Origin of the sequence: Pseudomonas sp. JAI115 (assembly GCF_014200835.1) — a bacterium.
Classification (GTDB): Bacteria; Pseudomonadota; Gammaproteobacteria; order Pseudomonadales; family Pseudomonadaceae; genus Aquipseudomonas; species Aquipseudomonas putida_A.
Map to the genome: position 1 here is coordinate 410,046 of NZ_JACHCY010000004.1, position 15,948 is coordinate 425,993.

Annotated in this window: 7 protein-coding genes; all 7 read left to right on the forward strand. The window is 61.3% G+C overall.

Annotated features, from left to right (window positions below; genetic code table 11):
- Positions 1–329 precede the first annotated feature (329 nt).
- Positions 330–1,775 (forward strand): sodium:alanine symporter family protein, encoded by a 1,446-nt coding sequence (locus HDC30_RS12705; RefSeq protein WP_027610363.1) that lies wholly within the window; start codon positions 330–332, stop codon positions 1,773–1,775.
- Between the two features lie 171 nt (positions 1,776–1,946).
- The gene (locus HDC30_RS12710) at positions 1,947–2,951 is read left to right on the forward strand and encodes an asparaginase (protein ID WP_096795417.1); all 1,005 of its coding nucleotides are present in this window, start codon (positions 1,947–1,949) and stop codon (positions 2,949–2,951) included.
- 134 nt (positions 2,952–3,085) lie between these two features.
- A complete protein-coding gene (locus tag HDC30_RS12715; protein WP_183783289.1) occupies positions 3,086–7,702 on the forward strand; it encodes a hypothetical protein in 4,617 nt (1,538 codons plus the stop codon).
- Between the two features lie 103 nt (positions 7,703–7,805).
- Positions 7,806–8,801: an AraC family transcriptional regulator gene (locus HDC30_RS12720; RefSeq protein ID WP_150370021.1), complete on the forward strand. Its 996-nt coding sequence runs from the start codon at positions 7,806–7,808 to the stop codon at positions 8,799–8,801.
- 269 nt (positions 8,802–9,070) lie between these two features.
- Positions 9,071–10,096 (forward strand): histone deacetylase family protein, encoded by a 1,026-nt coding sequence (locus HDC30_RS12725; protein WP_183783291.1) that lies wholly within the window; start codon positions 9,071–9,073, stop codon positions 10,094–10,096.
- Positions 10,093–11,193: a polyamine ABC transporter substrate-binding protein gene (locus tag HDC30_RS12730; protein WP_096795420.1), complete on the forward strand. Its 1,101-nt coding sequence runs from the start codon at positions 10,093–10,095 to the stop codon at positions 11,191–11,193. Before HDC30_RS12725 ends, HDC30_RS12730 begins: the two co-directional genes overlap by 4 nt.
- A 152-nt stretch (positions 11,194–11,345) precedes the next feature.
- On the forward strand, positions 11,346–15,920 hold the full coding sequence (locus HDC30_RS12735; protein WP_183783293.1) for a hypothetical protein: 4,575 nt from the start codon (positions 11,346–11,348) through the stop codon (positions 15,918–15,920).
- Positions 15,921–15,948 lie beyond the last annotated feature (28 nt).

Consider the following 15,948-nt stretch of genomic DNA (forward strand, 5'->3'; position numbering starts at 1 on the left):
CTCACCACAGGGTTTGCATCAACAGAAGAGCAGTTCCCGCACAAGCCCGGCGCCGGTAACGCCGGGTGTTTCAACGCTTCGTTTCGTCGCTTGCACCACGAGCGTGCAGACGGGCGCCGCACTGATCGGTATAGTGCCGCCCCTCTTCGCGTGAGCGGTCGTCGGTAACGAGGCCATAACCCATGCGAAACCCGAACTAATAACAAACCCGCGAAATGGATCCGGGACGAAACCTTCGCCTCACCTGTCGTGCCGCGCGCAAACCGGTGTAACGCGATGTTTCTGAACATCCAGCATTTGCTTACACAAAAAACAGCGAGGAAAAATCCATGCTCGAAGTCATCAACGACTTCCTCTCAGGGAAAGTACTGATCGTGCTCATTGTCGGGCTCGGTAGCTACTTCACGATTCGCTCGCGTTTCGTTCAATTGCGGCACTTCTTCCACATGTTCGCGGTGTTCCGCGACAGCCTGAAAAGCAGCGGCGGGCAACTCAGCTCGTTCCAGGCCCTGATGCTCAGCCTTGCCGGCCGCGTCGGTGCAGGCAACATCGCCGGTGTCGGCATCGCCGTGACCCTCGGTGGTCCGGGTGCGGTGTTCTGGATGTGGGTGACCGCACTGGTCGGCATGTCCAGCAGCTTCTTCGAATGCACCCTGGCGCAGGTCTACAAGCGCGCCGATGGCGACGGTCTGTACCGTGGCGGCCCGGCCTACTACATCCAGCACGGCCTGAAGTTGAAAGGCATGGCAGTGGTGTTCTCGGTCCTGCTGCTGGTCACCTACGGCTTCGCCTTCATCGGCCTGCAGTCCTACACCGTGACCCACTCGCTGCAGAACGCCTTCGCCTTCGACCCAAGCCACACCGGGATCGTCCTGGCGGTGCTGCTGGCCATCACCTTCATCGGCGGCATCAAGCGCATCGCTGCAGTGTCCGATCTGCTGGTACCGGTCAAGACCCTGGCGTACATCGGCGTGACCCTGTACGTGATCGGCACCCAGATCGAACACGTGCCAGCGATGCTGGAAACCATCTTCAAGAGCGCCTTCGGTCTCGACCCGGCCTTCGGCGGCCTGCTCGGCAGCGCCATCGTCATGGGCGTGAAGCGTGGCGTGTTCGCCAACGAAGCGGGCCTGGGCAGTGCGCCGAACGTCGCCGCCGTGGCCTCGGTGAAACACCCGGGCGCCCAGGGCGTGGTTCAGGCCTTCAGCGTGTTCCTCGACACCTTCGTGATCTGCACCTGCACCGCGCTGCTGATCCTGTTGTCGGGCTTCTACACCCCGGGCTTCGAAGGTGACGGCATCGTCCTGACCCAGAACTCGCTGGCCGCCGTGGTCGGTGACTGGGGCCGCATCTTCGTCAGCGTCGCGCTGTCGCTGTTCGTCTTCACCTGCATCCTCTACAACTACTACCTGGGCGAAAACAGCCTGCAGTTCCTCAGCCGCAACCGCGCCTTGCTGATGGTTTTCCGCGGTCTGGTCCTGGCGCTGGTGGTATGGGGTTCGATGCAGGATCTGTCGACCGTGTTCGCCTTCGCCGACATCACCATGACCTGCCTGGCCTTCGTCAACCTGATGGCCCTGGCCATGCTGTTCAAGGTCGGCATGCGCGTGATGCGCGACTACGACGAACAGCGCCGTGCGGGCATCAAGCAGCCGGTGTTCGACTCCAGCAAATTTGCCGATCTGGATCTGGACCTGAAGGCCTGGCCGACCGAGGCGCCAGCTGCCGACAAGACCGCAGCCGAGCCGCAAGGCGTGCCTGCAGCGCAACGCTGACAGGTGAATGACGGGCGCATCCCCTGCGCCCGTCAGTTATTGTGATGCAATAACTTGTAGGAGCGAGCCTGCTCGCGATAGCTGTCTTTCAGCCAACATCAATGTTGAATGATGAACCGCTATCGCGAGCAGGCTCACTCCTACAATGTCATCTCTTGTGGAGACCCTCAGATGATTGCCAATTCCTTTCCCGCCGCCCAAAACGTCATGGTGCTCTACACCGGTGGCACCATCGGCATGCAGGCCAGTGCCAACGGTCTGGCCCCGGCGTCCGGTTTCGAAGCGCGGATGCGCGACTACCTGCACAGCCAGCCTGAACTCGTTGTGCCGCAGTGGCGCTTCCGGGAAATGTCGCCGCTGATCGACAGCGCCAACATGACCCCGGCCTACTGGCAGCAACTGCGCGAAGCGGTGGTCGATGCGGTGGACGTGCAAGGCTGCGACAGCGTGCTGATCCTGCATGGCACCGACACCCTGGCCTACAGCGCTGCGGCGATGAGTTTCCAGTTGCTCGGCCTGCATGCCCGGGTGTGTTTCACCGGCTCGATGCTGCCGGCCGGCGTCACCGACAGCGATGCCTGGGAAAACCTCGGTGGCGCGCTCGTTGCTCTGGGTCAGGGTCTGGCGCCGGGCGTGCACCTGTATTTCCATGGCGAGCTGCTGGCGCCGACCCGTTGCGCGAAAGTGCGCAGCTTCGGCCGGCATCCGTTCAAGCGCCTGGAGCGTCAGGGCGGCGGGGTGAAAGCGCCGTCGATTCCGGCCGCACTGAACTACAACCAGCCGAAACAACTGGCCAAGGTTGCTGTGCTGCCACTGTTCCCCGGCATCGGCGCCGAGGTGGTTGATGGCCTGCTGGCCAGCGGTATCAAAGGTCTGGTGCTGGAGTGCTACGGCAGCGGCACCGGACCGAGCGACAATCCCGAGTTCCTTGCCAGCCTCGGCCGCGCACGGGACAACGGTGTGGTGGTGGTTGCGGTCACGCAGTGCCATGAAGGCGGGGTCGAGCTGGATGTGTATGAAGCCGGCAGCCGTTTGCGCGGCGTTGGCGTGTTGTCCGGTGGCGGCATGACCCGAGAAGCGGCGTTCGGCAAGCTGCACGGCTTGCTCGGTGCGGGTCTGGACAACGCCGAAGTGCGGCGTCTGATCGAACTCGACCTGTGTGGCGAATTGCGCTGAGCCTGGTCCGGCGCCGGCGATAGTCCGACGCCCTACATATCTACCACCCACGCTGCATCGTGCCTCCCTAGCATGGAGCGATCCCGAGACTTGTCCTCGGGATCGCCTCCATCACCAGAACGCAGGGACGCACGATGAGTTCAGCAACCACAAGCTCCACCCGGCAGACGGCTGCCGGCACCAATCCCACCGAAGCCCTGATCACCCAATTGAGTGTCGGCCCCGACTTGCGCGACGTGGCCGCCGTGCTGTTGCGCGAACATTTGCGCAAGCTGTACCCCACGCTTGATCTGGAGCCGAGCATTACCATGATCGGCACGCCGCAATGGTCCATCGTCGACGAACAGATCGTTGCCGGAAATCCGACCTACCAGGCCTTGACCGAAATCCTCGCCGCCCAGGTCGTGCAGGGCACGCCGACGCTGTATATCGAAGGTGAACAATTTCTGACGCAACAACCGATCAGCGATCCGGCCGTCCACCTGCCGGTACGGATCGACGAAATCGCCAGCCTGCTCAACCTGCTGGCACCGGTCATGCTCACGGCGTTTCAGGAGCAACAGCTGGCGTACTGGAACAACGCCGACGACAGCAACGGCCCGCGTTGGCATACATTGTCGAACACCCTGCGCGAGATCTGGAACGTCAATCAGGTACAAGGCTGGAGCGAGAGTGACTGCGCAATGGCCCGCGCGCTGTATCGCACTGCCGGTCTGGCCGGCAGGAAAATCGATGACCAGAACAGCGCCTGCCTGATCGCCATTGATCTGATCGATGGCACAACCGTAAAGCATCTGAACGAAGTATCGATGGCCGTGCTGATCGGCACACAACAGGGAAAGACGGTCATCCTCGCCCATTCACTGCTCAAGGGTTATCAGAAGTTCGACTCTCTTGATGACCTGGGCAAATCCTTGCCTGCGCACGTGGGCAATCTTCAGCCGTACCAGCAGTTGAACTGGCGATTGCTAGAACCCTCGGGCAGCATCTTCGATTATCAGGCGTGTGCACTGGTCTCGATTCAGATCGATGTGATCGGCGCGCTGGATTTTTCTCCTGCCACACCTGCCCCGCTCGACAAGCCATTGTCCACGGCCACCCCCGAAGTCGACGCCACGGCGAAAAAGCCCGGCCCGCCATTGAGCTGGTTTCAGAATGCCTTGCCTGACTGGCTCATTGCTGCATCACTGCCGGATCTGAACAACTATTCCCGGCACTTGAAGGATCTGGCTGCACTGCATAACCAGAACACCGGCAAGTCCTATCTGGATGGCATCCTGCCAATCAGCGAATACGCGCTGAGCGAAATGAACGCCTTGCATGCCGAGACCCTTCGCGCGCACGCCGATGCGCAGCGTACCGATCTTGAAACAGCTCTGGAGTCGATCCAGTTGCGGGTCAAAAGTCCGGTGATCTGGGGCACCTTTACTGTTCCGGGAAAAATCGAGACTTACAATTTCAGCGTCACCGATCTGGCCTTGCAGAATCTGATTGCAGTGCCGGTAGGCAACAAGACCCTGCACTCCACCCGTGGCAAGCCATTGCCGACATGGCTGACCGTAAGCTATCTGGAAGACCTGGTAACCCGCGCGGATATCGGTACGACCTACCCGGCGCTGATCAAGCGTCAGTTGGTCGACACCACGCCAGCTTCCGCCGGGAGACAGGCACTGTTCACTCAACACTTGCGCATCCAGTTGCCGCTGCTGGCCCTGCAATCGAAAATTCGCGGCAAGGCCGGTATCGACGCACGCGGTTACCGCTATGTCGTCGCGGTGCTGGATCCCGACAGCAACCATCGCATGGTCGAGGACCAGACCATCGTCATGCGGCCTCTGGCTTTCGTACCTCAACGCAGAACAGACGGCAGCCATGACGAAGTCGCCAACATGTTCGTGATCGGTCCTGAGGACCCGAGCGCCGGGCCGTGCCTGCTGTATCGACCGATGCTCGACCAGCCGTTGACCCAATACCCTTCCCCCAGCAACTTGCTGTACGCCATCCAGCAATCCGCCAGTCTGCGTGACTCGGTGCTCGCCTGGCTCCCGGACCGCGTGCGCAGCGACTACGCCAACTATGTGTTTCCAGGCACGTTGCCCTCCCCCTGGGCCGTCACCGAGTTTCTGGTGGATGCGGAAAAAATGAGGGTCATGAGTGGGCCGATCAGCCTCGGTAGAAAGACCGTGGAGGGCGATCTGCCAGGCGCTCTGTACAAAGCCAACGCGTCGGCGCTGGTCGAGCTGGCCGACCGCCAGTCGGTGTCAAATGCGGAAAGTCGCTGGGCCAGTTTCAAACAGGCCGGATGGACCCTGTTCAATGCCGTCTTGCCGTTCCTCGGACGCACGGTGGGTGTCGCGACGTGGATCTGGCAGGTGATGGAGCAACTGCAAGCCCTGAAGGAAGCCCGGGAGCAGGATGACTCTTCCGCGCAATGGTCAGCGTTCACCGAGGTGTTGCTCAATCTGGGGATGGCGATCACGTTGCACATCGCAGGTCGCTCCCGACCACGGCTGGCCCATGAGACAGCGGCACGCGAAACACCGAAAAACCCTGACCCCACGACCACTGAAATCACCGTGCAACAACTGGAAAAAAGTGCTCCCCATGAAACCGCTGACCTGCAGCAAACCCTGAATATCAGCGGCGCCGCGAATCGCACGCCCGCAAGTCTGGGCACCGTGCTGTCCCACTTCAAAATCCTTCGCCCGCAACGTCTGGGTAGCGCCAACACCACGCCAGGGCTCTATCGCAATCTCTACAGCTACAACAGCAAATGGTACGCCCCGGTGGGCCATGACTGGTTCGAGGTCGCGGTGGACGAAAACGGTACCGTCATGATCATCGATCCGCAGGATCCAACCCGTACCGGCCCAGCCTTGATCGGCAATCTGCGTGGCGATTGGTTCGTCGATACCCGACTGCGTCTGCGCGGTGGCGGCTCGGCCGGCCTGACACAGCTGGCTGAAGCACAACGCCGCATCGAAGCGGAAAAACTGCGCACCCGCCTGACCGCCTTCGAAAGCCGTAAGGCGGCAGCGCAAGGCGAGCTGGAACAGGTCCGCCAGGCAATGAACGCTGCCACCGCTCAGACCGCTGCGGCCCACCGCCAGCTCTTTCTACAGTCTCTGGACAGGCAACGCGTCGCTTATGCCCAGGCGTTGAGCGATCTCAAGGCGTTGCATGTATTCTCGCCAACGGCTGACTACCAACAGAGATCCCTGAGCTACCTGAAGGCGCAGCTCGAACTCATCCATGCAGGGATTCGCGAAGCGCTGACCCTGTTCACGCCGACATTGCGCAGCGTACTCAATCATCTCGAAGAACAGGCTGAACAGCCCCAGAACCGGCATATTGCCGAAACGCGGCAGATGCTTGAGCTCAATCTGGACATGATCACGCGTCTGGAGCAGATCCAGGCACAATTGGTGCAACTCAAAGAGTTCGAGAGAGACGGCTTGCGCTTGATTCAACTGACCCGCAAGGCACTCCCGGCGTACTCGATCGAGGATCTCACGGCACTGCAGGTGACACTGGCGCGCAATGTCTGCCTGCCCGAACACTCGGTAGCGACCGCCGCGGATGCCTGGCTCAGTCTCGACCAGATTGTCGATACCGCCGATATCGCCGTTCAAGCGCTGCGCGACACCCTTGAGGAGCGCAGCGTTTCCCGGCTCGACGAACGCATCGACTGCCTCAACGATCTGATCGAACAATTCAACGTACTCGACGAGCGCCTGGCAGACTTCAAGTCCGCGTTCGCTGACAGTGTGCAAGAGGCACCGCTGACAAACCTTCGCCAACAGCTCGAGCAATTCAACCGCAGCGCCCGCCACAACCTGGTGCTGTTGCTCGAAGAGCGCGACACCCTGCGCAGCCGCCCGGCGCTCCCCGTGCAACCGCCAAGGCCGAAAAAGAAGTTCATCCGCACCCGCTACAACGGCGTGCTGATCGGCGAGCCGCGCCTGACGGCACAGGGCCTGGAAACCGACCTGGTCGACATCAAGTCACCGCTCACGGACAAGGTCATCTCGACCTTTCATCAAAAAACTCCCGGGGTGTGGGTCGAACGTATCAGCACTGCCTTGCCGACGCCGACGCCAGCGCTCGAAACCAGCCTGAACAAGGGGCAGGACCTGCTCGACGGCCTGCCGGCGTTCACCCTGCGCATGAACGAACTCATGAAGCAGGCCGGACGCTCGGCGGTCGGTATCGAGTACCTGTTTCACCAGCACGCCCTGCAACTGGAACACGTCAGCGCGGCCATTGAACAGGCCCTGACCGACAGCAACGCCACGGACAGCAGCCAGCGCTCGGCTGCGGTGCTGAACAAGGCGCTGAGCGATGCCGTCGACAGCCTATATCAGCAGGCCAAAACCGCCATGTCGATGATGACCAGGGCACAATCACCCACACCATCAGGTGTCGCCTGGCTTCAGACCAATGACAGCATCCGTATTGCAAAAACTGTCAGTCGACGCCGCCTCAAGGGCGGCAAGGCGCTCTACCTGGACGAATACAGCATCACTGACCAGACCACGCGCAAGGTGCTGTGGTACGCGCATTTTCTGTACTCCACCTCATGGGTGCCGGACAAGGCCTTCCTCTCTGCACGTTTGAAAACCCCCGCGGAGCGGCAACTGGGATCCGATGCCGACAGCACTCGCGGGTTGAGCCGGGCCGAACGGCTGGCGTACTACCGCAGCATGATCGGCGTGGAGCAGGCCCGACAGCTGTTTTTCAGCGCGAGCTAAGGCATACGCTGATGACCGTGCACGACGTCACTCCTGCCTGTGGGCGTCGTGCACGGCACGCTACTTGCTGCCTCTTTTGCCAAAAACCAGCGGATGCCGCCTCATGCTCCACTCCCACCTCACGACGCTCAATGCCGTCTCACTGGTGCTCAACACCTTCAAGACCGAAGGCCTGTCGAGCGAAGCGCTGCTGGCCGGCAGCGGCATCAGTGCGGCGGATCTGGCCCGTGCCGACACGCGCATCACCACCAATCAGGAAATGCAGGTCTGCGCCAACGCGGTCGCGCTCAAGCATGACATTGGCCTGGAACTGGGCCGGCGGATGCACGTGTCCTGCTACGGCATCCTCGGTTACGCCCTGCTCACCAGTGCCACCTTAGGTGACGCTTTGCGCCTGGCGATTCGCTATCCGGCGCTGCTGGGAACACTTTTCGAACTGAGACTGGAAGACGATGGCGAGCGGGTCTGGTTCGTCGCCGCCGATTACCGCGAGAGCCCGTCGATGGCGGTGTTCAACGCGGAATTCTGCCTGGTGTCGTTGAAGGTCATCTGCGACGACCTGCTCGGGCATCCGCTGCCGTTGCTGGCGACACGCTTTGAACATGCCGCACCGGATTACCGCGACAGCTACGCTGAGCACTTCAACAGCCCGCTGCACTTCGGCGCCAAGGACAATGCTTTCGCCTTTGACCGGCGCTGGCTCGATCAGCCGTTGCCGTTGGCCGACAGCATCACCCACCAGGCCATGGCCGACCGCTGCCGCAAACAGAACATCGAGTTCACCGGACGCCAGGCGTGGCTGGGGCGAATTCGCCAGTTGCTCAGTGCCCAGCTCAATGCAGCACCGGGGCTGGAGGGGCTGGCCCAGCAAATGAAGTGCTCGCCGCGCACCTTGCGCCGCCATTTGAAGGACATGGGCAGCAGTTATCAGGAACTGCTCGACGAACTGCGCTTCGAGCGGGCCAAGCAGATGCTGTGTGAGGATCAACTGCCGATCTACCGCATCGCCGAGACCCTGGGCTTCAGCGAGACCGCGAGTTTCCGCCATGCGTTCGTGCGCTGGAGCGGTGTTGCGCCGAGTCAGTTCAGACCGCACTGATGATTCCTTTGTGGGAGCTGGCTTGCCAGCGATGACGTCCTCACAGCCGCCAGAGATCTCGCCTGACACGACGCTATCGCTGGCAAGCCAGCTCCCACAGGTTTGTATTGCCTGCCCATGACAGGTGCAAACCTGCGCCAACAAGGGGCGAATTGCGGTCAGAGTTTTTGGCCATATCGATCCCCTTTTGGCCTTTCCTGCCGTTCTCCGTTTCATCGCGCGCCGCAACACTGGGAGCAACCGAATCAGCCCCCTGCGGAGAACAACAAATGCTGACGATCTACTCGGACGATCACCACCTGCACCACGGCCGCTGCGAACTCATCGACGGCCAGCTCAAGCCGTGCTTCGAGATGCCTTCGCGTGCCGACCATGTGCTGCAACGGGTACAGCACCAGAACCTCGGCCCGGTAGAAGCGCCAAAGGATTTTGGCCTCGAACCGATCGCGCGCATCCACAGCCGCGATTACCTCGACTTCTTCAAAGGTGCGTGGGCACGCTGGACCGAATTCAACACCGACGGCGACTTGCTGCCCTACACCTGGCCCGCACGCACTCTGCGGCAGATCAAACCGACCAGCCTGCACGGCCAGCTCGGCTACTACAGCTTCGACGGCGGCGCGCCGATCACCGCCGGCACCTGGCAAGCAGCCTACAGTGCAGCGCAAGTGGCGCTGACTGCCCAAGCGGAAATCCAGCGCGGTGCACGCAGTGCGTTCGCCCTGTGCCGGCCACCGGGACACCACGCCGCCGGCGACTTGATGGGCGGTTATTGCTACCTCAACAACGCCGCCATTGCCGCTCAGGCATTCCTCGATGCCGGCCACAAGAAGGTCGCGATCCTCGACGTCGATTACCACCACGGCAACGGCACCCAGTCGATTTTCTATGAGCGCAGCGACGTGCTGTTCACCTCGATCCACGGCCACCCGGAAGCCGAGTTTCCGTTCTTCCTCGGCTACGAAGATGAACGTGGCGAAGGGGCCGGTGAAGGCTTCAACTTCAACTATCCGCTAGCGGCCGGCTCCGGCTGGGATGTGTGGAGCGCGGCACTGGAACAGGCCTGCAACGAGATCGACAGCTACGGTGCCGACATCATCGTCGTGTCGCTGGGCGTCGACACCTTCAAGGACGATCCGATCTCGCAGTTCAAGCTCGACAGCCCGGATTACCTGGCCATGGGCAAACGCATCGCCGCCCTCGGCAAACCAACCCTGTTCGTCATGGAAGGGGGTTACGCGGTGGAAGAAATCGGCATCAACGCGGTGAACGTGCTGGAAGGTTTTGAACAATGAACCGACTCAAGCACTGCATTGCGCCAGCCCTGTGCGCCGCGCTGCTTAGCGTCGGCGCCCACGCCGAAGAACGTACCCTGCGCGTCTACAACTGGTTCGACTACATCACGCCCAAGGCGTTGGAAGACTTCAAGGCACAGAACACCCAGACCAGACTGGTCTACGACATCTTCGACACCAACGAAGCACTGGAAGCCAAACTGCTGACCGGCAACTCCGGCTATGACGTGGTGGTGCCGTCCAACGTGTTCCTCGCCAAGCAGATTGAAGCCGGGGTGTTCCAGCCGCTGGATCGCAGCAAGCTGCCGAACTGGAATCATCTCGATCCGAAACTGATGAAGCTGATCGAAGCCAACGACCCGGGCAACAAATTCGCCGTGCCGTACATGTACGGCACCATCCTGATCGGCTTCAACCCGGCCAAGGTCAAAGCCGCGCTGGGCGATAACGCGCCGGTGGACAGCTGGGACCTGATCTTCAAGGAAGAGAATCTCAGCAAGCTCAAGCAGTGCGGCGTCGCCCTGCTCGACTCGCCGTCGGAGATTCTGCCGCTGGCCCTGCAACACCTGGGTCTGGATCCCAACAGCAAAAATCCGGCGGACTATGCCAAGGCCGAAGCGCTGCTGATGAAGATCCGGCCGTACGTGACCTACTTCCATTCGTCCAAGTACATGGCCGACATCGCCAACGGTGACATCTGCGTCGCGGTCGGTTATTCCGGCAGCTTCTCGCAAGCGGCCAATCGCGCCAAAGAAGCGAAGAACGGTGTAGTGGTCGACATGCGCCTGCCCAAGGAAGGCGCACCGATCTGGTTCGACATGCTCGCTATTCCCAAGGGCGCGAAGAACCCGGAGGACGCCTACACCTTCATCAACTACCTGCTGCAACCGACGGTGATCGCGCCGGTCAGCGACTTCGTCGGGTATCCGAACCCGAACAAGGACGCCACCCAACTGGTCGACCCGGCGATCCGCAACAACCCCAACCTGTACCCGACCGATGCGGCGATGGGCACGCTTTACACCCTGCAACCGCTGCCGCGGGATGCCGAGCGGGCACGCACCCGGGCCTGGACCAAGATCAAGTCCGGCACCTGAGCCGACGCTGACGACAAGACCCGCCGCCGTGCGGGTCTTTTTTTGTCTGCGATATTTATCTACCACCTTCGGTGCTCGGCCCGTCACTACCTTGCAACGCATCGCTCGCCGCCTCTTTCGCGGTGTCTGCTGTTCTGACCAAGGATATGACCATGCCAGAAACCCTCAACTCTCCCGCCGACCACAAGCTACCGGACGATCAGGACGCCCTGCTCACCCAGCTGATCGCCGGCCCCTCAATCAGGGAAGTCGCCACCCGCGCCCTGCAACCGGCACTGAAGACGCTATACCCCAAGTTACAGATCGACCCGCGACTGGCAATGGTGGTGACACCTGGCTGGACCTTGCGTGACCAGCGTGTCGTCCCCGGGCCGCGACACTTCGAATCGCTGACCGATGCGCTGGTGCGTCATGGCGTCGCCAACAAGCCAGTGACCTACCTGGATGGCGAGCACTACCTCACCTTGCATCCTGCGCACGAGACACCGGTACAACTGCCCGTCAACATCGAGGCTATCGCCAGGCTGCTCAATGAACTGGCGCCGCTGCTGTTTGTTGCCTTCGAGGAACAACAGGTCGATTACTGGAACCAGTTCACCCGCGCCTCCGCCCCGCGCTGGCAGGGATTGTCCAGGTCCCTGCGCGAACGGTGGAACGTCGGGACGAACCCGGCGTGGGACGACGACCAGCGCGCCATGGCCCGGAGTCTTTTCGACCATCCGCAAAAAACTGCCCGCAGTACCGATGATCGCTATCAGTCCCGCGCCTGCCTGATCGATCTGGACACCACGCGCGATGGCACTTCCACTCACCTGCACGTCCTCGATATGGCCGTACTGATCGGCACGCTCGGCAGCCGCACGCTGATTCTCACCCACACCATCACTCGTGGTTTCCAGGCCTTCGATACCCTGCAGGAACTGGGTGCCTCACTGCAGACCCAGACGGACGGACCGCCGCCTGCAACCCTGCAATGGCGGCTGATCGAACCTGACGGTGACTACTTCGATCATCTGGCGTGCAATCTGATCGCCCTGCAGGCCGACGCGATTGGCGAGTTGGCGAACGAACCGGCGACAACCAACCTGACGCCCCACGTCAGCCGCACGACCAACGAACTCGATCCCACGGACAAGCAGTCGTCTTCACGCTTCAACCTGGTCGAGCAAGCGTTGCCAGAGTGGATGGTCGACGCCTCGCCCAGCGACCTGACTGCCTACAGCCGTCATCTGATGGATCTGGCGCAGGTGCAAAGTCAGAACGCCGAGCAGTCCTTTGACGACGGCATCAAACCGATTCGCGAGTTCGCGCTGGAGCAACTGCAGGCGGCCCTGCTCAAGGAGCATCCCGAAGCCACTGAACTGAATCTGGCCGAGATTCGCATCGTGGTCGACAGCGTGGTGGTGTGGGGCAGTTTCACACCGTTGCTGGAGCCCGAACGCAGCACCTTCAGCCTGGTCGATCTGGCGTTGCAGAACCTGATTGCCTTGCCGCTGGGCAACAAGACCGTGAGCAGTATCGGCAGCACTGCGGTGCCGGCATGGATGACGGCTGATTATCTGGAGAGGTTGATCGTCAGTGTCGATATCGGCCAGACCTATCCTGCGCTGATCAGGCAAAAACTGCGCGATGACCCGCTGGAAAGCCTGCGAAGGCAGAACCTGTTCACCAGCCGGCTGCGTGTCGAATTGCCGTTACTGGCGTTGCAGCAGAAGATTCGCGCGCAGGGCGGGGTCGACGAGGCAGGCTATCGCTATGTCGCGGCCGTGGTTCAATTGCTGGGTGACAATCGCCGGGTGGACGGTCAGGAGATCGTCATTCGGCCGCTGGCCTTCAATCCCGCGTGGCGCCCGGGGACAACCACCGATGAAGTGGCCAACATGTTCGTGATCGGCCCCCGACAGATGGACAAGGGACCCTGCCTGCTGTACCGGCCGCTGTCCGATCATGCCTTGCTCCAGTACCCGTCGCCGGCCAACCTGGTGTACGCCATCAAGCATTCACCGACATTGCGTCAGTCGGTCCTCGCCTGGTTGCCGGACAGTGCACGCGCCAACTATGCCAATTACGTATTCAGCGATGATCGACCCTCGGTATGGTCTCTCTCACAACTGCTCGCCGATCCACTGACTTCCTTGCAGATGAGCGGCACGCTGACCTTGGGAACAGCAGTCATCGCTACCAATTACCTGGCTGTTCTGTTCAAGGCCAACGTCAGTGCAATGGTCGAACTGGCGAATCGGCAATCGGTGTCCAATAGCGAAAGTCGCTGGGAGAGCTTCAAGCATGCGAGCTGGATGATCCTCAGCGCCGCACTGCCGTTTTTCGGTCGAACCGTCGGTACCGCCGCCTGGATCTGGCAAGTGCTGGACGATCTGCAACAAACCTTCGACGCCGCTGCCACAGGCGACACCGGGCAGCAGAAAACCGCGATGACCGATCTGTTGCTGACCCTGGCCATGGTGCTCGCCCATCACGCCAGCACCCGTAACGCGACGCCTCGGGACATCACTGAAAAGAAGCCGGTGACCGTCGAGACCGAGCCCAGGGAGCCGGTGCCACCAACGCCGGTAAACATCGTGCAACGCCCTGATGTGATCGGGGATTATCCGGCGCAACATCAGACTTCGCTGATGACCGACACCGCCCTGAGCCTGACCCAAACCCTGGATCGGTTTGCCGTTACGCGCCCCGAAGCGCTCACCCCGCCCGCCAGCGACGCCGGCCTTTATCGTCACCTTTATCGACATGCCAGCGGGTACTACGCACCCGTGGGTGAGCGCTGGTTCGAAGTGGCGGTCGCCGACACCGGTGAGGTATCGATCATCAATTCGCAGCGACAGCCCGGACGTCAGGGCCCGGGCTTGATCCGCAATCGGCGGGGCGAGTGGTTCGTCGACACTCGCCTGCGTCTGCGCGGCGGTGGTCTGTCGAGTCGGCGCAAGGCCAAACGACGGGAAAACAATGAACGCATCGCCGAACTCAAGAAACAACTGACCGAGTTCGATAACACGCGCGAGCAGGCCCGCGCAGAGCTGACAGCCGCTCACACCGCCATGACCGCGGCCAGCGATGACACTCTGGTGGCGCAGCAGACCACGTTTCTTGCAGCACTTGAACGCCGCACCGGGGAATACGCGGCGCCCATCGACCAGCTGAAATCGCTGAACCTGCTTGAGACCGTACCCCATTTCCGCACCGCCATGACCGAGATGCTCGGTACCCAGTTGTTCTTCAACCAGACATGGCTCACTCAACGTGACCCCCTCTTCGCCAGAACCCTCAAGGAAACCCTGGTGCTGCTCGAGGCCGAGGAAACGGCTGCAGGCACCGGTGACCCCGTCACCTACCGCAGAATGTACGATTTGACCGAGGACATGATCAGCAAGATCGAGTTTGCCCAGTCACGTTTTCAGGAGTTGAGCCGACTGGGCAAACGTGCCGCTGAAGTCGCCAATACCTATCGAGCAAAGCTGCCTGTGTTCAGTCTCAATGATCTCAAGGCGCTTCAGGTGTCGCTGGCTCGCGACATCTGCCTGCAAGAGCAGGCTTCGCCAGCGCTGACTCAGGCACAAGGCGATCTGGTACGCCTGCTCGACACAACCAACCTGGTGATTCAGACCTCCCAGGAACTGCTGCTTGACCACACCAGCCTGGGGGCCAACGAGCGGATCGAAGGCCTCAACGGCATGCTCGAACAGTTTGCCGCCATCGATCAGTCGTTCGAGGATTTCGCCCTCAACCACAAGGATGTGCTGCTCGACGCGCCCTTCAGCCATACGCGTAAACGAATCAACGAGTTTCAGCACCAGACCGAAGAGCACCTGGCGCAATTGCTCCTCGAACACCGGCCGGTGGAGCCTCGGCCCGGTCCTTCAAGGCCAGCGCCAGCCTCACGTAAACGGATTATCAAAACCCGCTTCAAGGGCACAGTGGTCGGCGAGTTGCGTTCCTCGGCGCCAGGGCAACCGGTCCTGCTTGACGTGAAAGCGCCCATGACCGGGAACGTCATCGCCACTTTTCACGAGAAAACGCCCGGTGTCTGGGTCGAACGCATTCAGCCCGGACGGCGCCGCCCGCCTGCTCCGGTAGCGGATCTCGCCACCCAGATCAGCCAGGGCCAGACGCTGCTCGATGGCGTAGAAAGCTTCATCCGGCAAACCGAAGCCCATGCCAAAAAACCCGGTCGGATTCCGGTGGAGATCGAAGAGCAGTTCCAGCGCAAGGCCGAACAGCTCGACGAAAGCGCGAAAAGCCTTGAACAGGCCCGGCTGCGGGCGAACAGCACCGAGGAGCCGCCAGCCCTGATCGCCCAATTGAACCAGGCGGGTGAACGCCTGTACGCCGAGGGCTACCGGATACGGGTCGAGATGACCAAGCAACAACCGCCAACCGCCGCGCGGGTCGAATGGTTATTGCACAAAAATGAGATCGACATTGTGTCTGGCCGTGCCCGGCGTCGCCTCAAAGGCCCGCGCAGGGATTATCTGCAGGAGTACGAAATTCGCGAGCGGCGCACCGGCAAGACGTTGTGGTACGCGCACTTCCATTACAACAGCCCCGATGCACCGGCCGACGCCTTCACCGCCGCCCATTTGAAACTGCAGGAGCAACGGCGGATGGCCGGCGCCTTCGACCTGGACACAGCCACCAGCAGCCCGCAAATCATCGCTATCTATCGCAGCGCGATCAGCCCGCAGCTGGCGCGTTCGCTGTTTTTCTCATAAGCCCCAAACGTCAAAAAGGACAATGACA